The sequence below is a fragment of the Paenibacillus sp. FSL L8-0708 genome (genome assembly GCF_038009325.1).
Taxonomy (GTDB): domain Bacteria; phylum Bacillota; class Bacilli; order Paenibacillales; family Paenibacillaceae; genus Paenibacillus_AQ; species Paenibacillus_AQ odorifer.
The window spans coordinates 3,974,956-3,995,929 of the sequence record NZ_JBBPBC010000001.1 but is presented as its reverse complement, the minus strand read 5'-3'; the positions used below and the strand labels follow the sequence as shown (position 1 = coordinate 3,995,929).

Here is a 20,974-nt window from a genome sequence, read left to right as displayed (position 1 = left end):
TTTTATGTAGGACATAAAAAAATCAACCCCTATTAAATGAGTTGATCTTTAAACATTTGGTCTCTGCACAGTCGCAACTATTTTTCACAATAATATTGTCAAATCCTTAGGAATCATGTCATTATAAGTAGGTTCATATTAAAAATAACAATAAAGGAAGTGTGTATTTGAGTCGGTTCAATCTAGTCCTCATCTATGTTTTATCCATCATGATAGCTTTTCTTTTAGGGATTTACGTGGCCCCTAGCGTTGAAACACGCTTCAATGGGCAGACTGTGGCAAGTAATCCCGTTATCGAAGAAATACCGCCTAGTACCGTAGATAAAGCTGCTATTGCTGCTGAATCCAACACTACTGGATCCAATCCTATTGAATCAGATCCTACTGAATCTTCACATTCCCCTTCCCCGGAAGCCGTTGTCTTGGAAGATATGCCTTCGGATGATGATACTGGACCCGTCGGTGATGACTCTGAAGATCTGCCAGTAGCAGATACCCCATCCGGGCAAGGGATTGGTGCGCCATTAGAATTCAAGTATAGTACGAACTCTGCCGATGCTGTTAAGCTAACCTGGGAAGCTGACAACTTAACTGGAAAAAGGATCAATTATTACACAGCCCACATCAGCACGTTTAATCCAGTAGGCGATCCTTCCAATGATCAGCTGAACGGCAAGAGCAGCTTTTCGCTTAAATATGTGGGGCCGGTTGAGCCCAATGATACTTTATTTATTTTCAGTGATTTTACATATCAGAATACAATACATACAATTATTATTGACCAGCTCACACTTCAATATGATGATGGTACTATCGAGACCTTCGACTATGGTTACGAAACTACCGATGATAGCGGCCTATAATCCACATGATTTGCAGCCCTGGTGCGAACCAGGGCTTTTTGCGAGGCACAATTGAACTAATGGTAATGTAAAAAACGAAGAGCGGCCTGGAATCCGGCGCTCTTCGTTTTTTACTTTTATTGTTACTGTCAGTCTGTTTAGCGGATGACCGTTACCTTGATCGTATCACTGGCAGTCACTCCCGCCGCGTTGACCAGCTCCGCCCGATATTCGTACACACCGGCAGTGCGTCCGCTGATAGTGGTTGCTGCACTTTGTGCCGAAGGCGTATGGGCATTCAGCGGCTGCGAGTCGATGAGCTCCCCGTTCTCATACAGGCGGTATTCTGTAGCGTTAGTCCCCCACCACAGATTCATCGACACCTTATAGGTGCCATCTCCGTCCCAGTTATCTTCGGATAGTATCGGCTTGCCCGGCGCGGAGTCACTTATGGTGACCGTAAGCGGATCGCTCTTGGTCGTACCATATTTGTTGATTAACTCCGCAGTGTAAACATAAGTGCCGTTCACCTTACCATGAAGCTCTGTACTTGCCGTCTGGGCAGCCGGCGATACATCTTTCAGTGTCTTGGAATCAATCAGTGTGCCGTTCTCATAGAGTTTGTAACTCGTGCCGTTATTACCCCACCATAGGTTCATGGTGACTGTATAGTTACCATCACTAAGTCCATTAGCATAGCTGCTGTTGGAGGATAGCACAGCTTGTCCTGGCTTACCAGTCGCAATCACCTGGCCGCCAATAACCTGGAACGTATTGCTCTTTTCAGTCGTATTGCCGGCCGCGTCATGCACGATGTATTTCACGGTGTGGGGGCCGGCGCCTAAATCGGCGGCGCTCAGGGTCTGGCCTTCGGCAATCGGTCTTCCATCTAATAGAAGCTGTTTCGAGGTGACACCTGACAATACATCGTCAGCAGTCAATTCAAAGGAAAGCTGTGCTCCTTCTTCTACATCTCTCACCTCATGACCGGATTCTTTCAGTTCGGCAACCGGTGGAGCCGTATCAATATTGAGGTTCAGCGTCTTTAGATCTTCCGCTTTGCCTTTTGCCGGCACAGCATGGTATGTCAATGTATGCCGCCCATCTTCCTTCAGGTCCACAGGTGTACTGTACTCAGCTTCCTTGTTGCCGTTCAGCGAGTAATAAACATTAGCTGTATCTGTATTCGCCTTCAGGGTAACGGTGACCGGCTGGTTAAACCAGCCGGAAGCATTAGGCTCGGCAGAAAGCGTCGCCGTTGTTACCGGAGCCCCCTCTTCTGCTGCTGCGGCGAAGTCATCGAGGCTTCTCGGCTTGAGCTGGTAGATGCTTTTAAAAATTGCGGAAACACCTGTAATATTAAGTTTCTGTCCTTCTGTATAAGGGAAGTTATCCTTAGTAATGCCTGTCCGGGCATCCACGCGCACATGATTGCTTGTCCCGTCGGCATTGACGGCGTCGAATTCAAAGGAGCCGCTTGGCGTAGCGTTGATAATGTTCGCCACGGTCACACCGTTCAGTTGAACCAATTGGCCTTGGTTGGCATCATTCACCATACTCGCCGCAATCGGCTGCGGCAGTGTCGCCGTGCCCGTCTTCGCAATTTGCACTGCTTCTGTCAGCTCCAGCTCTGTGTTGTACAATGCGGTGGACGCTGTTACCTTGACCTTATCGCCAACGTGGAAGCCGCTCTGACTCTGAAAGACATAAACCCCACCGGTTCCATCTTGGAGATAGAAGGACTGTCCGCCGAAGATACCCGGCTCAGTCGTCACGGTCCCCTCCACCGTTACCAGTGATCCGGCTGCCTTAGCCCGGGAGTCGCTGATAGAGATTGTAGCCGGAATGGGATCTTCCTCAGCCGGAAGCGGTTCAGCAGGAACATTGCCCAGCGTCACCGATTCAGTCTTGAGGTTTGTACTGTTCTGGCGGAGGCGCAGATTGGATGCAGCTGTGGTGCCCGGCTTGATCTGGATCGTCAGATCCTTATAGGCATGACCGTTCAGATCAGCTGTCAGATTGAATGAGGAGCTATAGCCGTAGCTGCTTGGCCAGGTACCGTCGCTGTTCTGAATCTTGGCGATTTGGGCGCCGCTGCTTACCTGGTAGACACCTACCTGGAAGCCGGATACGCTTGTGCCTGCAGGAAGATTATCTGCACTCACCCGAATCTGAAAATTCTGTGCATTTGGCAGCACAGCCTGGTGCGTGAAGTTATAAACCGCACTTGCAGTGGCTGCCGGTCCGCCGTAGGAGCCTGCTTTGAAGGTGCTGCGATCATACCATTTGTAGCCAGCATTAGGTTGAGCCCAAGGCTCCGGCTGCGGCTCAGTGGACAGCGCCGGCTCCTCGAATGGCAGCAGTGTTGTCGGCTGATCTAGCGTCAGGCCATTCACCTGGGTGAAATCCGTATAGCTCTCCTGCTCGGCGAGCCAGTTCACGGTGTTAACCAGCAGTGTGGCATCGTCCACTTCCTTGAAGCCATCGTAAGTTGTTTTCTTGGCGCCGGTATCTTCGCGCAGGTATTTCGGTGTTGCATCCTCTACAGGAGATGAGTCACCGATGAAGGCTGCCTTGCCGGCGCCTTTTTTAGCAACTGCCACATAGGGACCTTCTGCCACACCGCCGCCGTTATAGACCCCCTGGTCTACGGCATTGGCCCAGGCAGCATTGGTTTGCGGCAGGTAGACGATACCTTTCGCACGGGCTGGGTCTAGAATGGCCAGCGTGGAACCGGCATGCATAGCTACCGCTGATACGCCCGTTGTAATGCCGAAGGCTTGATCGGGAGCCACGACGTTGGTTGCGTTAATGTCGCCAAGCGCATTGTAGCGGAAACGGACACCGAACTCGTCCGCCAGCCAGTCAGAGCTAACCACACCCTGCATGGCTGCAGAAGCGACCTCATCGGCATTCATGCCTTTAGCTGGATTGTCCCACGCTCCACGGCGGTAGCCGTTGAAAGCTTCTGAACCATCCCAGCGGTTTTTGTTGCGGTCGGCGTTATAATGGTCGCCGATGAAGAAAATACTGCCGCCATCCTCCACATATTCCGCCATCGCAAGCTGCTCGCTTGCTTTGTAGGGCACGTTGGATTCGGCGACGATGTAGACATCATAATCGGAAAGATCACTCAAAGTAATTGGAGTCGTCTTGCGGAGTTCTTTAACATAATAGCCTTCCTGGGCAAGGGCATTCCCAAAGTCTGAAAAAGCGCCGTCAATCACCCAATCGGCTGCTCCCGCAGTCTGCTCATGGGTGTTGTCGAACAGGATCTTCTGGCCTGCATGCTCATTGACGACTTTGGCATCAATGTACGGCGCAGGATCGTTTGGTCCTTCTGCGAATACCGCCGAACCGGCTCCGAACGTGAACAGCTGAAGTGGTACGGCCACCGCCACAGCTAGAGTGCTGTTCAGCAGCCTCTTTTTCCAAACTGAATTCTTCTCCTTCATACCCTTCCTCCTCAAGATATAGTCCGGTGAGTAATTACCATAAATACCCACCTGTTAGACATCTACTATCCTATCTCAAAACAATTAAAAAAAAGATAGATTTATGTAAACTGCTGTAAAAATTATACTTTTGGCCTATAAAACGGGTCGAATATAGAAAGGGTATTATGAAAAAAGTCACAGTTGCTGAGGCTTATGATGAAGGATTGGACTATCGGCATATTAGCAAAAAAAAAGGAAACGGATAAATGCTCCGTTTCGCTCTCCTAATTTACTGATAACCAAGTAACAAATTCACAATCGTATCAAGCTGAAGCTCTAATGAAAAAGGATCTTCCATTACGAATTCATCATGATAATTATCACCATACAAATAAACTTTGCCATTTTTCACTGCAGGGATGCCTTTCCATATGTTACTTTCCATTGCTTTATTGGTAGCATCCGCATCGCCATTATAAACAAAAACATAATCACCTAAATATTCTGGAAGCACTTCTAATGAAATCGATTCAAATCCCTCCGCCATATTTTTTGCACTTTCTGTTGGAGGCAGCTGAAGCATATTGTATATAGTGGAAGAACCATAGTTTCCTCCCTTTGCCGCTAAGACGTATACCGCCTTTTGTGAAAACTGAACAATCGAAACGGTTTCCCCTTCCTTGATAACCCCGGCAAGTTTAGACTTTGCTTCAGCTACTTTCTGTTCATATTCCGTAATCCATTCTTCTGCTTCTTTTTCTTTTCCGAATATTTTGCTTACACTCCTAAATTTATCAAGCGGCCCTGCTGTTTTTAACCCCTCCCAATAAGGCAGAAAAACAGTGGTCCCAATTTTCTCATATTGTTCTATGTTCTCATCGATCGAACCGATAATTAAGTCCGGATCTAGCATCGTTAATTTTTCCAGATTTAAAGGGAAATCCCCTAAATCCTCAATTTTCTCGATCGTTTCTTTGGGTATGTCCGCTTTTTCCATCCAGCCTTCATCCAGCATAAACGTTCTTGCTCCGATGGGTACAATTCCTAATTTCAATAAATGCCCCATATATTGGTCAGCCGCCACTCTTTTCGGCTCTGCTGGTACTTCCACATCTCCCTTAGGCGTTGATACTATTCGAGTGTTCGTACTTTCTTCTGATGTTGCTTGATTTACGGTTCCATTCCCATTACTTTGTTCCTTCGTAGCAGTACCCGTCCCACTTGAGCAAGCACCTAATAATAGAGAACCGCAAAGCAGTAAAGCAGCCGTCGTCTGAGATTTTGTCATTTTAAACATATGTAATTCCCCTTTTTCCGTATTATGATAATGATTATCATTATTAATATACTGTTGAACGATGGGTTCAAAAATAGAGGATATGGGGAAGTTTAATGGACTTTCAGCAACTTTTGGCCGCAGTGACTCTTTTGTTCTAAAATGTGCAGGGGATACACCTTTTCTTTTCTTGAAAATTCGGCTGAAATAATATACGTCTTTATAACCAACGCTTGCTGATATTTCCCCGACCGAAGCATCTGTTGTCATTAAAAGCTCTGTTGCAAGTTCAAGCCGAAACCGAATTAAGTAATCAATCGGACTCATGCCTGTGTACTCTTTAAACAAGGATGACAAATGATAAGCACTGAAATTAAATACTTCCGCAAGAGAATCTAATGTAATTGGCTCCGCATAGTACTCCTGAATGTAGGTGATTACTTGGACTGCAACACTGGTCTGTTTCACCTCAGTCTCTTTTCTATGTAATTCTTTTAAAACCTGATGAATGAATTGATAAAAAAGTGATTTTACGTTGAGTCTCTCTTCTTGCTCGTTCCATTTTTGATACATCAATTGCATTTTGTTATAAAGTAAAATGGGTGCATCAGGGGAAAAACAATATTGTGATTGGAACAGATCCTCCTCTTGAATCCATGCACGGTAATAAATGATATAGTAAACAAAATTCTTACTTGTCGGAACAATATTAAGTATCGCCCCTTTCCCGCTATGCAGGACTTGAAATCCTGTAAAAGAAAATTCAGAGTCATCTAACTGAACTTGAGCGCTCCCTTGTACCGAAAGTAAAAATATACTGGCAGGAATCTTGTACTTATGAAGAATTTCGCCTTGAACCCTTTCAATATGGCGCACATCCAATAACTTGACCGTCGCTTGGTCCCAAAGCAATATTTCATTGCTTTTGTACATAATGACTACCCCTCCGTTATCTGTCTAATCCTCATCATAAATGATAACCATTATCAATAACAGTCAAGATATTTAACTTAATAACAAAAATCCGATTGCCCCAAAAGGTGCAATCGGATTTTTTAATATAAATTTATTGTTCAGACGCCAATTGCAGAAAATGATCTGCAGCCAAACGGACAGCCAGGATACTTGCGCTATTAAGTGAGTTATCAAAGATAAGAACATGATTATTTTTCACTGCTTCCAGTGAGTTCCACACGTTCGAAGTTTCCTTGTCCTTGATGGCTGCCTTTGCGATATCCATATCATGCTGGATAATAATATAATCAGGATTCATGCTGTATATCCCTTCCAGAGAAAGGGCTCCTCCCTCTTCAGGATATCCCTTCGGTGGCAACAACCCGAAGCCTACAGTTTGATTGTAGTACATCGTGTTTTTAGAGCCTTGAGCATTAAAATTAGCTTTTCCGTCGACCCGTAGTAAAGCAAAGGTTTTATTCTCAAGACTACTTAGCTGTTCTTTTGTTTTTGCAATCATTTCTTGGGTTTCCTTAATGGCTTGTTCCGCTAATGTCTCTTTACCAACAATCTGAGCACACAGCATCGTCGTTTTTTCCCAGGTATCGGTGTAGTCAATTAAGATGACTGGTGCAATCTTATTCAACTCTTCATAATTGCTATCAACAGAACCCTTGAAGGTTACAATCACATCAGGCTTTGCTTCCATGATCATTTCCAGATTCGCATTGCTGCTGCCCAAATCAATGATTTCAGCAGTTCCAGCGTAAGGCTGTAAAGTAGCAAAATCCTTCATCGCTTCCGCTGCGTTAGTTGATGCGATTGGAGGCGTATCAAGAGCAAAAAAGTAATCTAAATACAAGGGATGCAGAACCGCTATACGCTCAGGTCGTGTCTTGAGCACCACTCCATTGTCGCTGGCATCCGCAATTGTTCTTGGCCATCCTGCTTCTTCGATCTTGCCAACTTCTGGTGTAGGCGTGAATGAAGTTTCGGAACACCCAGCCAGTAATCCTGCTAGTATAATTAAGGATGCAATCCATCCATATAGTCTTTTCATTTGGCTCCCCCTTGAGTTGTTATCATTACTGTCTATATAAATGCTTCATTAAATCACGGTTTTTCTGCGTGAACAGGTCATTATGTGAAGACACCATCCCGGATGAATTTGCCTCCGGTGTGATGTATTGTTTGGCTTGGTTTACCGCATTGGCAGCATCCTGGAATGCCCCCGCGATCAGATGCAGTTTCCCATCATGATGTAGAACATCCCCTGCCGCATAAATACCCGGCACGGATGTCCCGCTCATTACTGATCCTGAAATCCGGTGTTCCCACAGATCCATTTTAATTTCACTGTTCACCAGCAGTTCTTTGTCGCGCTCATAACCGTGATTAATGATGACCTCATCGACAGACAGCTCAAATGCCTCTCCGTTGTCATTACTTTTTAGCAGTACAGTCCCTATTCTTTCGTGATCCGGTGTGGCAATCAACTTTTCGATTGAAGTATTTAACAAGCACACTACGCCATTGTTTGCCAAGCGTGAAATATCGGCTTCATGCCCCTTTAAGTTCTCTTTCCGGTACGTCAGAAATACCTTTTTGGCAATCGGAGCCAGTTCATTCGCCCAGTCAACAGCAGAATGGCCGCCTCCCGATATTAGGATAGTCTTCTCTTTAAAGCGGGCAAGTGACTTCACCGTATAATGCAAATTTGTGATTTCGAATCTTTCGGCACCCTCGATTTCGAGCTTGACCGGCTTCAGAATGCCTCCTCCAATGGCCAATATGACAGTTTTAGTGAAATGCTTCCGGTTTGCGGCCGTGTGTAAAATAAAGTAACCTGCTTCATCTTTCGAGATGGATGTGACCTTTTCATTAAAGGCAACCTCCGGTTGGAAAGTCATCCCTTGACCAACCATTTGTTCAATAAGCTGTGAGCCAAGAATAGGCTGTAAGCCTCCCACGTCCCAGATCATCTTTTCCGGATAGACATGCACCTTGCCGCCAAGCACAGGTTGGAATTCTATAATTTTGGTTTTCATTTCACGGAGTCCGCTATAAAATGCAGCAAATAATCCAGCCGGACCGCCGCCAATAATCGTAACATCAAACAATTCCTCTTCATGCATCGTTCAATCGCCTCATTTCTCTTTTTTAAATCCCTAAATGCTCACGGAAAGTGCTACCCGTATATTCGCTCCGGAATAAGCCTCTTTCAGCCAGCTCCGGTACCAACTTCTCAAAAAACAGCTCCATAGATTGTTCCGAGCCGCCTGGCAGGGCGATGAAGCCATCTATAGCCCCCGCTTCAAACCGTTCAATAATATCGTTCAGCACTTCCTCGACTGTCCCGACAGATACCCAGTGTGCAGATCCGACAACCTCCGGCCTGTCCAAGATTTCTTTCACTGTAGGCTGATTTTTAATTATATACCGCCGTAACAATTCGGCATGAGTCCGGCTGCGGACAGCCTGACTGGAATCGGGTAACATATCGGCAGTTACTCGCTTATCTAAGGGATAACCGCTTAAATCAAGACCCAGCACCGATTTGAGCGAAGCATGTCTGCGTTCAAGGCTTAAATTCGCATGTGCAGCTTTATGTAATTCAAGTGCTTCTTCGCGCGTATCGGCCAGGAAAAAATATAAGCCCGGCAAAACTTTGATAGCATCCGGATCACGGCCCTGCTCAGCCGCTCTTCTTCTCAGATCATTTCTTAGTTCCACTCCCGATTCGATATCCGGCATTGCCGCAAAAATAGCATCAGCTACAGATGAGGCGAAATTCCGTCCAATATCCGAAGCACCAGCTTGGAATAGCGGCGGCGTTCCTGACTTGTGAGCAGGCAAAGTAAGCGGCCCTTTTACACTGAAAAATTCCCCGGAATGATTAATGGCAGTCACTTTATCCTTATCCGAAAACATACCTGACTGACGGTCGATAACAATCGCTTCATTCGGAAAACTCTCCCAAAGCTTGCATACAACATCCGTGAACTCCATAGCCATGGCATATCTCTCTTCCGGTGACGGCATAGGTGAGTCGCTGAAATTATCGGCGCCTTCAATAGAAGTGACAATATTCCAGCCAGCGCGTCCATTGCTCAGCCAGTGTAAGGACTGCAGCTGCCTTGCAACAACATACGGCGGATTAAAAGTAGTGGAAATCGTCGTTACCAGTCCGATCCGCTCGGTTTCACGAGCTATCGCTGCAAAAAACAATGCAGGGTCTGGGCTGCCGAAATTTGAGGAATCTCCTAACATCTGCGGGCTAACATACAGATAATCAGCCCTGAAAAGAAAATCGAGCTTTGAATTCTCCGCTATTTTTGCCAAATCAATATAGTAATCAATAGACTCCATCTTTTCTACTCCGCTATCCGGGTGCCGCCAGCCGTCTCCTTTCATCCAGGTTGCATTTAAGGACAGGCCAATACATAATTGTCTTAGTCTTTTTTCTGTCATTTCTACCAGCCTTTCATTTATAAATCAATTTACTGATAATGATTCTCAGTTACAAAAGTGAGTTTATCAAAAATTTAAATAAATTCAAATGTACAAATCTCAAATCCAGCATGCATCATTATTTAATCTAAATAAAAAAAGTCTGCACTTCTGGCTTATCACCAGTAGCTGCAGACGTAGTTCAAGTACAAGAAGCTCATTATGTACATTATTTATAGGCAGAGGGAGAAACACCGAATTTCTTTTTGAATAATCGGCTGAAATATAGTGGATTGTCATAACCGACACGGTCAGCAATCTCGCGGATAGGAAAATTACCTGCTTTGAGTAATTCACAGGCCCGTTCCAAACGATAATTAACAACATAGTCGATGGGTCGTAGTCCCGTATATTTATGAAAGAGGTAAGAGAAGCGGTTGGCACTCATTGCATGCTGTTCCGCTAACTCACCGAGTGTAAGTGAATTCATATAATGAAGTTTAATATACGTAAGGGCTTCGTCTACCATTCTTTGATTCGGAGAACGATCGTTCTCTCTGTAACTGCACGCAATCAGAACCTGGTGCATCAGGCTTAAGAACAACTCCTTGATACGCAGCTTCCCAATTTCTCCGGATGGATGGGCATTCTGATGGAGCATAATTAGTAATTCAATAATTTTTAGATTCGCTCCCGGCTCCAGCTTGAAATGAGAGTCAAATTCGTGAGTACTATTCATTTCTTCCGGCATATCCAATTTATAAAAAAGGGAGTAATACTCGAGCTCAGATTGTCCTATAACCTGCGAATCCATCTGCATGCCCGGAGCAGCATGAAAAACTGATCCTGGCCGTAATTCATATACCGTTCCATTCACACGTATTCTGGCTCCCCCGCGAATGATAAATAGAAATCCATGCTTAACGGTGGTGAATTCACTTAATAAGCTTTTGGGCTGGATGACTAAGCGGCTTCTATCTTCTATTTCATAGACACCTTTAGTAAATGCCTTTGCTAATTTGTCCAAATTTATCAATGCTCTGCACCTGCTTCCTAGCACCATGCTTCTTATAAAAATCAGATCCAATTCTGATATTTATTTAAAACAGTATAGACAATAGTATGCGAAATTGCTAGAAGTGTAGTAGATATTCTACTGTACACTGCAACCCAAGAAGATGCTCAGGAGATTTTGCTTGAAAATATGCCGTTTTCATTACAATCAATTTGAAGAAGTTCATCCTGTAAAATCCAAACATCAGTTTTTTCAACAAAGAAATGAAATCCGCCAATGGATTGAACCCATGCGGGATCGATCGGTGTAGCACTTGCATTAATTCCAACAGTGAAAGCATCAGAGCCTCCACCGGCATATTTTGCGTAAATTCTTACATATTGCCCCTCTTCCAAACCCCATTCATTCTTAAATGAATCCAATGCTTTTTCGGATACTGCAAATGATATCATTCCTCTTCTCTCCTTCCTGCTGTTTAATCACATTTTTTTATTTCGCCACGATAATTGGCCATTCTGAAACTGGCTCCGCATCCACATGAAGCTTTTGCATTAGGGTTATTCATAGTGAATCCGCCTACCATTCCACTCTCTTCATAGTCAATTTCAAGACCGTCAATATATGGAATACTATTCGGGTGAACCAATATACTAAAATCTTGTTTATTTAATATAATATCCTCTTCTGCTTGCTGCTCATCCACGACTAGGGTATAGGATAGTCCACTGCATCCCCCTTCATCAACACCCACTCTTAGAAATGGATTTCGGATATTCGCACTTGATAAGATTTCGGCGATTTTTTCTGATGCTTTGTCACTGACCTCGATGATCATTGTGAACTCCTCCTTCGTTTATTTGTTTTTCAAACCTAAAGATTGGATACCCGTTCCTATTTGTTCAGCTACTGGTGAGATCCGAGTGCTCGCAAATAAACTCATTACAATCAACAAGAGATGGAAACCCATTGCTACAATTAATCCGGATTGGAGTGACATTCCGCCAGCCTGACAAACCACAAGGATGGAACCGCCGATCCCGATAACTACACCGGGTGTAAAAGAATCCGCAAATTGCAGATTTGCCGAGGTGTTGCCGACACCTCCTTCTCCTGTCTGAGAAAACGCCACAACACCGCTAATCGGATGCGCCAATCCAATGCCGATTCCAGCGATGATCTGTCCAATAACTGCTACGGTAACGGTCACAACGGGTATCCAAAATACGATAGTAATCCCTATGGCAAGCAGCAATACACCCAGAATAATTCGCGTATGCCGTCCACGGCCCTGATCTGCCGAATCCCACCGTCCTTGCAGATACGCTATGACGCACCAACTCAACGCAGCACTCGCTACAATCAATCCGGCCTGAGAAGGCGTTATTCCTTTCACATCGATTAGAGCCAATACCAAGAAATTCTGTGTGCTGGTATAGGCAGCGAAGAACAGCCCACGTGTTGCCAGAATAGCTGGCATGCCTCTTCGAAGCGTAAGAGTTCCCTTCGGTAGCAGTTTGCGGAGCGGAAATATCATAAGTACTAAGCCGATAATGACTAAAACAAATCCCATAATGCTCGGAAGCATGCTTAGACCAACTAAGAAAATCCCTGTACCCATCGTTAACAGTAACGCATTCCAAGTTGATGAAGCTCCGATATCCCCTTGCGTCTTCGGTGTTTTTAATTTCGTGAACGCAGGTAAACTAAGCAGTGCTGAAATCATCAGGATCGGTAATATTCCCCAGAAAACAAACCGCCAGGACCACTGATCTGCGATAAGACCTGCAACGTATGGACCGAGCATGGACGGAAGAACATAGGCCGTACCAAATGCTCCGAGTATTTTGGCGCGTAATTCATCCGGGTAGCTTAAGGATATTGCTGTGTACACACAAGTCATCATAGCTCCGGCACCCAAACCCTGCATGGCCCGTGATCCTATCATGGTATACATATCGCCTGATGTTGCGGCAGCAATCAACCCAACGATAAACAAAAGAAGTGCGATAGTGAACGGTACTGCAGGTCCTCTTCTATCTATGATTCGACCGACGACCAGAGTTCCGATAATCTGCGCAAGCAGATAAGTACTGAATATCCAGCCAAACAGGCTAAGGCCGTTCAAATCTCCAGCAATTGAAGGGGCAATGGTAGTTACGGACAGGCCTTCGAATCCAACGGCCATCACTGACAGAATAATACCTATGGATAGTGCAAAATAACGTGGGCTGAAAATACTTTGATGATTAGACGACATGAAATGTGACCTCCAAGAAAATTGGTATGTATACATCGTATCCGGACACTTAGTAAACATTTTTGTTTATAATGTCTAAGCTACAGTTCAGCTTTGACTTTGTCAACATTTTTGTTTAAAATGTAGTCTGTGATGTAGATTTAGTTGTTTCAGTAGGAGGTGCAACATGAGCCGAAATCAAACCAAAAAGGATGTCTCAACCAAGACCCGAAGAGCGATTATTGATCTGTTAAAGCAACAAGGGGGAATGGATGTTATGGCACTCTCCTCCCAGTTTTCGCTATCTGGAATGGCTATTCGTCAACATTTGAATGCGCTGAAAGAAGAAGGGCTAGTTACTAATATAGAAGAGTCCCGTCCCATGGGGCGGCCAACCAAGCTATGGATCTTAACCCCCGCGGCCGATCGGTTTTTCCCAAGCGGATATTCGGATTTATCCGTCAGTCTGATCCATTCCATGAAAGAAGCTTTCGGAAATGAGGGGCTGGACAAGCTGCTGGCTGTTCGAAATAAGAATATGCAAGAACAATATCTTCAGCATCTTGGTGATACAGCAGACGTTAGAGAGAAGCTGGAGAAACTGGCCGAGATTCGAACAAATGAAGGGTATATGGCCGAGGTTAAGGAGCAGGATGATGGCAGTCTTTTATTCATTGAGAAACATTGCCCGATCTGTGAAGCTGCTGCTGTATGTACCGGGTTATGCAAAAATGAGTTACATCTATTTAAAACTGTTCTAGGTAATAATGTTCATATTGAACGGGGGGAGTACATATTAGCGGGAGGAAGAAACTGTGTTTATACGGTTAGACAAAATAAGCTCTTGTTTCCAAGCTGCCATGCCGAATGACCGCGCCACTAAGGGAAGGTGTTCCCGTTGAAATATTCATAATTTGAAGCGGTACCCTGCAGCGGTTTTACATATTGTAACAAATTCGTGGGGCATAACTTTCCTTTTCTGATACGGTCATATCATGCTTTATTTCACAATTGGGAATTTTAGTGGGAAATTTTGGATGGATATGTTCATGGGAAAATGGTAGATTATTCTATGGTTAATCCCTCAGCTTGTTCGTGTTCGATATATGTTATTGGGATTACGCGCAAGTCGGGAGATATGTTTAGGCTTATATAATCTATATTTGGGGCGGGTGTCTGCATGGACAAAAATTCTGGTTATAGAACAAACGTTATAGGCGCTGGTGAGGTTGGCGTCGCCATCTCGGTCGATATGGATACGAATACTATTCATGAAACAAACAGCTTATTTTGGGATACAAAAGGAAATGAAGTTTTAGGAGCTACTGCACTTCCTCTTTATGGAGCATTTGTATCGGAAGAACAATGCCAACTTTTTGGTGATGTCTCAGGGAAAAAGTTGCTGGAGATAGGCTGTGGAAGCGGTCAATCTTTGCAATATCTGGGGGAACGCAATGCATCTGAACTATGGGGTACGGATATAGCAGAGAACCAAATCGAAAAGACTAGGCAACTTTTGACGGAGCACGGTCTTTCAGCAAAATTGATTTGCTCACCCATGGAAGAAGAATGTGGCCTGCCAGAGGATTATTTTGACTTTGTATATTCGGTTTATGCCATAGGCTGGACAACTGACCTTGAGGGTACTTTTAGCCGGATTGCTTCTTACCTTAAAAAAGATGGATCATTTATTTTCAGCTGGTCTCACCCTATACACAAATGTGTTGTTGCAGAAAATGATATGCTTGTTTTTAAAAAATGTTATTTCGATGAATCTTGGTATTCAGTATCTCTTGATGAAAGTACGCTAACTTTATCGGATCGTAAATTATCAACTTATGTGAATGCGCTATCTAAAGCTGGATTTGTTATTGAGCAAATGATTGAGCAATCTGATGATGAACTTATGCAGTCGCGGGACGATAAAAGCGATTTTGCAAAAAAAGCAAAGATGCTTCCTGTAACTTTTGTAATTAAAGCAAGAAAACTCTAGCATCCGATACCTATTGAACAACCTTACAACGTAAAAATTATTTTTCTAAGCCGATCCAGAAAAGGATCGGCTTATTTGATAGCTTTTTAAGATCAATCTTGTCTGTTCTCAACAGATTTCATGCGGTTTTGATCATCTGGCACTCGGTCATTACTGAATTCCTGGCCTGCTTCTGCTTCACCATGACCGGAAGCACTTCGGGCAAAATTTGTGAATTGCCTCTTCTGCTCATCCAGCTTGTGTTTACTTTTAAGAAGCTCCTGCGGATCTTGATTTGTCATCATTATCACCTCGCAAAATAGATTCATGCTGTTTATTCGCACTACATAAGTTTTCCATAATAGGGCGGTGCTTATGCAAGATAAAAAAACTCCTGCTCACCATAAGCAGAAGTTTCTAAATGAAGTTCTAGTTAACGAAAAATATCAATTATTTTATGCAAAACAAGGTATTCCAAAACAACAATTCCACCGCAAATGAGTATAAAAAACTGAAGCCTTGCCGTATTCATTCTATCCTTCCAATACTCTCCCCGGAATAATGAAATGATGTTAGGTGTAAAAGTATGCCTAATCGATTCGTTATAATCATCATTATCCACGAAGAACACGCGAAACAAAAATTTATATACTGGAATATTTAAGAACAGTAATAAAATGATCATCACAAGACTCATTGTCCTCGCCTCCCAAGATCCAATTATCCTAATTTTACCACATGGGTAACTGTAGAAATCGGAAACTGATGACAACTTTATACCGCTCATAAAAAAAGACCTTCCTTTTAGGAAGGCCCTTTTGAGTAATATTCACTTTCAGCTGCGTAAACGACTATTTATGCTCCAACCACTTACACTCTGTAATTTCCATTTCGGTGAAAACACCTTTAAATGAAGAATTCTCTGGGCTACAAGCATATAAGCCAAAATTTATTTCCTCATTCCCTTCAAACAAATGAAAAATACGCATCTGTTCAAATATAGTCCCGTCCAAAGAGCTTTCAATACAGAAATCACTTTCGCGTCGACTTAGTCTATAATACATAGTTTTAATGTTTGCATCGATATCAGTTGTTGCCCAATCTGAATATCCGTGATTTGTAACCACACTTCCAAGTCTTTGGAATTCCTCATTTTCATATTCTACCGATGCCTTGAACCAATTATCACTGTCCTGATAGATGACTATCCCACACTGCTCGTATCTATGTGTACTATCATAATCTGTTCTTACTATAAATGAAAAATACTTCTCAGCAGTTTTCATTAACAGTGCAGGTGAATTATCATTTCTAAAACCATAATAGGTTCGTTGCCAAAAATCTGTATTCGGCATCGTTACAAATTCAATCCTGTTTTCTGTAATAGAATAATCACTGATTGGATTTATCCAAAAAAGCTGTTCTTTCTCAAAGTTCATTGCTCTACTCCTCACTTTTTATAAAGTTTTGTCAACCATTTTCATTGCTAAGAATCCAAATACAATTTAAATAGTTTTCAGCAGTTCATCCTAATAATACCATTTGAAAAATATAACGCATTACATTTTCTAATCTTTTATTTTGAAGTATCCAGAGAATTAAATAAAAAGGTTGTCCCGTTTACATACGCTCTCAAAATCGCTTGAGCATATGGCTGCTCTTCAATCAAACCCTCGGTCTCTAGCGGATTCTCTGCATGAAAGCTATAGGCTTCGATTATTGCCATGACTAAGAAGCACTCTAGCTTCATTATATATTCATTTTCCAGCTTCCTGATTCTCTGATATCCTTCGACGAAATAAGCTCTCTGTGTTGGGTATAATCCCATAATAGCCTGAGCTATATCGTAAAGATGATAGCCGAAGCCACACCTGCCAAAATCGATAGGATAAGGTTCATTATCCCGAAAAATGACATTTCCATTATGTAAGTCCGCGTGGATCATCCCATAATTTTGTTCATGTCTTGTGAACGTTTCGAGACATGTTGCCACTTTAGTGGCGGCTGCGGAATATAACTTAAAACCCTCATCCGATATGAAATGTTTGCGATGTAGACTTAGGTGATCCCAGTCCCGTTTAAAGCTCAGTGCACCCCAAGAAGGACGAGTAAAACCGCTGGAAGGACTAAAATCAGAGCTGGCCTCATGAAGCTTTGCCATCAATGATCCTGTTTTACGGATGACCTCCTCCGTTAGTTCGCTTTTGTCTACATGCTTTCCCTCGACCCATCGCATTAAGCTCGAATAAAACCGTTGTCCGTCACACACCGATGTTTCCGTAATAAAGGCCCCTTCACGATTGATTACAGCTTCGGGCAAGAGGAGGTCTTTGCTCTTCAAAGCCAACAACCACTCAATTTCTGAAATGGTTCCTTCGCGTTGTTTGTTATCCGGGTGAATGCGGAGCAAGAACTGTTCCCCCACATCGTTTACAATGCGGAAGGTGACATGTTCGGATACTTGAATGAAGTGAATGGAGTTCCAGTCTATTTCATATTCCTGTAAAGCATGAAACGCCGCTTGTTTTACTTGCCTCAGAGTTCGGTGTCGGTTCTCCTCAGTATTGATCCGAAAGCCATTATTCATTGCTTATCTCCTTTGTCTACCATACTTCCATCATTTTAACAGTCTAGACGGATAGCTGTAATGATAAAGAATGAATATGAAAAGAGTTTTCTCTTTTTGACTCACCTATAAAAATAGGGAATTCATTGCCACTTAGGCATGAAATTCCCTACTCTTCAAATCTATTAAGATTCTTCTACAAGCGAAATTGCAACAGGTTCTGCTGGCTCTCATTGTTCGCCCCATATCCATACGTTTCCATCGCTTTTCAGAGCCATGCTATGCAAGGCACCAGCGGATACACTGATAACTGGGACACCCTCGGATCAGCTTATCGCCTCACCCTTCGAGCAAAATCCACGAACTGGAATTTATCCAGCCGGTGTCTAGACTCGGTATATTGGTAAAGCACCGTGTTCTCCAAATACACATAGTTTCGTACTACTACAATATGCGTAAAATTCTTCAAATCGAGCAGTCTATGATCCTCCTCGGTAGAAGGCTCAACGGATATCAGCTTCTTCGCATAACTGATCTTAAGCCCCAATTCCAGCTCCAGATATTCATAGATTGAGCCTTCCGCGATTTCCTCACTCAGAAAGGAAACAATATCCGCACGAAAATAATCCTTATCCAAAATGATCCGTTCACCTTCAATTTCTCTGGCGCGAACAACCTTCCAAATCAGAGTTTCAGGTGGAATCTGCAGATGTCTGGCGATTGCGGAGCCTGCCGGCTCTTGTATCGTCCGCTCTACCAGTGTCCGTGAGGCAGTACCCAGGGTATCGGCCATTTCTTTAAATGAAATCAAACCGGTAACAGGGAAATCCATTCGGGTCATGTCAAGCACAAAGGAGCCTCTGCCCTTAATTTTGTGAATATATCCTTCACGGAAAAGTAGATTCAGCGCTTTGCGCACGGTCTCTCGTGAAGTGGCATAAGCTTCGGCGAGTTCACTTTCGGAAGGCAGCTTGGTTCCCGGCAGCAATTGTCCAGAATGGATTTGATTGCTGTATTCATTATAAATTTGCAAATATTTATTTTCTCTCAATTTTGATCACCGCCCTTTATTGTATCACGTCATGCCTTTGGAAGCATCGATTCAATTGGAAGGGAATTTATAGCGTTGAACATATAAATTCTTATATTTATAGAAAAACAGCCCCCAAGGGGCTGTCTTTCTAAAGTATAAAGTCTTTGCCAATATAGCCTTTATCAACCCTTGAGATGAATAGTCAAGATGCTTGTTTGTTTGGCCGTAGCTGGTCCGGTCTTCTCCTCGATCTTCTCGACCATCTCCTGACCTGCAGGAATGATGATTGGAGTAATCACCGGGTAACCTGCTGCGCGGATAGCTTCCATATCAAATTCTAGTAGAAGCTCTCCTGCTTGAACCTTATCACCAATATTCTTCAGGCTGGTAAAACCGCTACCTTTAAGCGCCACCGTGTTAATTCCAACGTGGATTAATACCTGAACACCGCTGGCATGCTCCAGTATAAGCGCATGTTTGCTCTTAATCACATGGGCTACTGTAGCATCAAAGGGAGCATATACTTTCCCCTCAGAAGGTTCGATTGCAATTCCCTCACCCATTTGCTTTTCAGCAAAGGCAGGATCGGGCACCTGTTCCAGCGATACTGCAGTTCCACTAAGCGGTGAGACAAGCTCCAGAGTATTAACTGATTCCTGTGACCCTTGAACGGAATGACGGCTACTCAATTCCTCTGGTTCGCTCGTAGTACTAGAAGCCTCTGTAGCTGTGTTCTTTTCGGAACGACCCACTACAGAACGTCCGTACAATACTGTGGCGGCAAATGGCACAACGAGAACAATAACCATGCCAATAAAGAAAACGCCCCACTGATTCGGGAAAATCGAAAGGAAACCGGGAATTCCCCCTACGCCAATGGATGAAGCTCGAACCTGGTTAACGGTAAGGAGCATACCGGCAATTGCTGAGCCGATCATCCCGAAGATGAAAGGATAGCGATAGCGGATATTCACCCCAAAGATTGCCGGTTCAGTCACGCCGAGGAATGCAGAGACGGAAGACGTAGCCGCCAAACCTTTTGCCTTTTGTTCTCTAACAACGAACATCATCGCCAGTGCCGCAGCGCCTTGCGCAATATTGGAGAGCGCCAGCATCGGCCAGAGGAAGGTGCCTCCCTCACTGCCGATGAGCTGAACATCGACTGCCAAGAAAGTATGATGCATCCCAGTGATGACCAGAAGTGCATAGAATCCACCATAGATCAAACCACCAAGGAGCGCAAAATGATCAAATACATAGATCAAACCCGAGGTGATAGCATTGGCAATGGCGAACGTAACGGGTCCGATAATGGTGAAGGCCAGAAAACCTGTAACCAGCAGGGTCACTGGAGCAACGACCAGTAGTTTAATGGAATCAAGCACCCGGCGGTTGAGGAACTTCTCCAGTCTAGCCAGAATATAGGCCGAAACCAGTACAGGCAATACTTGCCCCTGATAACCGATCTTCTCCAAATGCCAGCCGAACAAATTCCAGGTCGGAACGGTTCCCTCAGTTGAAGCACTTGCATAACTGTAGGCACTTAATAGATCCGGATGTACGAGAATGAGACCCAGCACGATTCCGAGTAGAGGACTGCCCCCGAAACGTGTAACAGCTGCCCAACCGATAAGGGCTGGTAAAAAGGTGAAGGCTGTGCTGGCAATCGTGTTAATAATCGCAGCAATGTCTTTCCATGCAGGATAGACATCTACCAATGACTTACTATCAAAAAAGATACCAGGTCCGGTCAAAATATTATTAATCCCAAGCAGCAAACCTGCGGTTACGATGGCCGGAAGAATCGGAATAAAAATATCAGCCAGTGTTTTGATCGCCCGCTGCAATGGATTCTGTTTCCGTGCTGCCGCTGATTTCACGTCATCCTTGGAAGAGCGGGCACCACCAGTGATTTGAATCATTTCATCGTATACTTTATCTACAGTTCCTGGTCCGATAACGATCTGGAACTGCCCTTGCGTAGAGAATTGTCCTTTTACGAGTTCGTTACGGTCCAGGGCTTCCGAATCCACCTTGCTCTCGTCATACAGCGAGAATCTCAGCCGGGTTACACAATGCGTCGCAACCTCAATATTCTCCTTGCCCCCAACCGCCCGTACAATATCTTCAACATTTTTGCGGTCTATAGCCATATCTTCACTCCTTACAAAATTGATGTGTGCTCCTTCTCAA

The 20,974-nt window shown here is 44.1% G+C and carries 19 protein-coding genes; 3 read left to right on the top strand and 16 right to left on the bottom strand.

Annotated features, from left to right (window positions below; genetic code table 11):
* Nucleotides 1–167 precede the first annotated feature (167 nt).
* On the top strand, nucleotides 168–863 hold the full coding sequence (locus tag NYE58_RS18895; protein ID WP_076217687.1) for a hypothetical protein: 696 nt from the start codon (nucleotides 168–170) through the stop codon (nucleotides 861–863).
* 137 nt (nucleotides 864–1,000) lie between these two features.
* Here NYE58_RS18895 and NYE58_RS18890 read toward each other — a convergent pair whose 3' ends face one another.
* The 9 genes from NYE58_RS18890 to NYE58_RS18850 all read right to left on the bottom strand — a co-directional run bounded on the left by NYE58_RS18890 (nucleotide 1,001) and on the right by NYE58_RS18850 (nucleotide 13,231).
* Entirely contained in the window at nucleotides 1,001–4,297 is a 3,297-nt protein-coding gene (locus NYE58_RS18890) for a chitinase N-terminal domain-containing protein (RefSeq protein WP_341002651.1), read from the bottom strand.
* A gap of 271 nt (nucleotides 4,298–4,568) precedes the next feature.
* Nucleotides 4,569–6,488, bottom strand: coding sequence for an AraC family transcriptional regulator (locus NYE58_RS18885; RefSeq protein ID WP_341002649.1), 1,920 nt, complete (start codon nucleotides 6,486–6,488; stop codon nucleotides 4,569–4,571).
* A gap of 133 nt (nucleotides 6,489–6,621) precedes the next feature.
* Nucleotides 6,622–7,569, bottom strand: coding sequence for an ABC transporter substrate-binding protein (locus NYE58_RS18880; RefSeq protein WP_341002647.1), 948 nt, complete (start codon nucleotides 7,567–7,569; stop codon nucleotides 6,622–6,624).
* 25 nt (nucleotides 7,570–7,594) lie between these two features.
* Nucleotides 7,595–8,644, bottom strand: coding sequence for an NAD(P)/FAD-dependent oxidoreductase (locus tag NYE58_RS18875; RefSeq protein ID WP_341002644.1), 1,050 nt, complete (start codon nucleotides 8,642–8,644; stop codon nucleotides 7,595–7,597).
* Between the two features lie 25 nt (nucleotides 8,645–8,669).
* Nucleotides 8,670–9,980 (bottom strand): NtaA/DmoA family FMN-dependent monooxygenase, encoded by a 1,311-nt coding sequence (locus NYE58_RS18870; protein ID WP_341002642.1) that lies wholly within the window; start codon nucleotides 9,978–9,980, stop codon nucleotides 8,670–8,672.
* A 208-nt stretch (nucleotides 9,981–10,188) separates the two neighbouring features.
* Nucleotides 10,189–10,995, bottom strand: a complete 807-nt coding sequence (locus NYE58_RS18865; protein ID WP_341002640.1) for an AraC family transcriptional regulator — start codon at nucleotides 10,993–10,995, stop codon at nucleotides 10,189–10,191.
* A 146-nt stretch (nucleotides 10,996–11,141) separates the two neighbouring features.
* A complete protein-coding gene (locus tag NYE58_RS18860; RefSeq protein ID WP_076217679.1) occupies nucleotides 11,142–11,426 on the bottom strand; it encodes a HesB/YadR/YfhF family protein in 285 nt (94 codons plus the stop codon).
* A 23-nt stretch (nucleotides 11,427–11,449) separates the two neighbouring features.
* Nucleotides 11,450–11,806, bottom strand: coding sequence for a HesB/IscA family protein (locus NYE58_RS18855; RefSeq protein WP_076130520.1), 357 nt, complete (start codon nucleotides 11,804–11,806; stop codon nucleotides 11,450–11,452).
* 21 nt (nucleotides 11,807–11,827) lie between these two features.
* Nucleotides 11,828–13,231: an MFS transporter gene (locus tag NYE58_RS18850; protein ID WP_076184920.1), complete on the bottom strand. Its 1,404-nt coding sequence runs from the start codon at nucleotides 13,229–13,231 to the stop codon at nucleotides 11,828–11,830.
* Nucleotides 13,232–13,397: 166 nt separating this feature from the next.
* Between NYE58_RS18850 and NYE58_RS18845 the strand changes: the two genes are divergently transcribed.
* Both NYE58_RS18845 and NYE58_RS18840 read left to right on the top strand, forming a co-directional pair.
* On the top strand, nucleotides 13,398–14,081 hold the full coding sequence (locus NYE58_RS18845) for a helix-turn-helix transcriptional regulator (protein WP_076217678.1): 684 nt from the start codon (nucleotides 13,398–13,400) through the stop codon (nucleotides 14,079–14,081).
* A 309-nt stretch (nucleotides 14,082–14,390) separates the two neighbouring features.
* On the top strand, nucleotides 14,391–15,203 hold the full coding sequence (locus tag NYE58_RS18840; RefSeq protein WP_076130506.1) for a class I SAM-dependent methyltransferase: 813 nt from the start codon (nucleotides 14,391–14,393) through the stop codon (nucleotides 15,201–15,203).
* A gap of 92 nt (nucleotides 15,204–15,295) precedes the next feature.
* Here NYE58_RS18840 and NYE58_RS18835 read toward each other — a convergent pair whose 3' ends face one another.
* From NYE58_RS18835 to treP, 7 genes are all read right to left on the bottom strand, one after another.
* Entirely contained in the window at nucleotides 15,296–15,484 is a 189-nt protein-coding gene (locus NYE58_RS18835) for a hypothetical protein (protein WP_232061361.1), read from the bottom strand.
* 131 nt (nucleotides 15,485–15,615) lie between these two features.
* Nucleotides 15,616–15,879 (bottom strand): hypothetical protein, encoded by a 264-nt coding sequence (locus tag NYE58_RS18830; RefSeq protein ID WP_076277344.1) that lies wholly within the window; start codon nucleotides 15,877–15,879, stop codon nucleotides 15,616–15,618.
* Nucleotides 15,880–16,033: 154 nt separating this feature from the next.
* The gene (locus tag NYE58_RS18825; protein ID WP_076277343.1) at nucleotides 16,034–16,621 is read right to left on the bottom strand and encodes a DUF1349 domain-containing protein; all 588 of its coding nucleotides are present in this window, start codon (nucleotides 16,619–16,621) and stop codon (nucleotides 16,034–16,036) included.
* A 137-nt stretch (nucleotides 16,622–16,758) separates the two neighbouring features.
* The gene (locus NYE58_RS18820; RefSeq protein ID WP_341002635.1) at nucleotides 16,759–17,769 is read right to left on the bottom strand and encodes a phosphotransferase enzyme family protein; all 1,011 of its coding nucleotides are present in this window, start codon (nucleotides 17,767–17,769) and stop codon (nucleotides 16,759–16,761) included.
* A gap of 209 nt (nucleotides 17,770–17,978) precedes the next feature.
* Entirely contained in the window at nucleotides 17,979–18,056 is a 78-nt protein-coding gene (locus NYE58_RS37520; RefSeq protein WP_076277383.1) for an RCC1-like domain-containing protein, read from the bottom strand.
* Nucleotides 18,057–18,079: 23 nt separating this feature from the next.
* A complete protein-coding gene (gene treR / locus NYE58_RS18815; protein ID WP_036677129.1) occupies nucleotides 18,080–18,799 on the bottom strand; it encodes a trehalose operon repressor in 720 nt (239 codons plus the stop codon).
* A 164-nt stretch (nucleotides 18,800–18,963) separates the two neighbouring features.
* Nucleotides 18,964–20,934, bottom strand: coding sequence for a PTS system trehalose-specific EIIBC component (gene treP, locus NYE58_RS18810; RefSeq protein ID WP_076277341.1), 1,971 nt, complete (start codon nucleotides 20,932–20,934; stop codon nucleotides 18,964–18,966).
* Nucleotides 20,935–20,974: the final 40 nt, after the last annotated feature.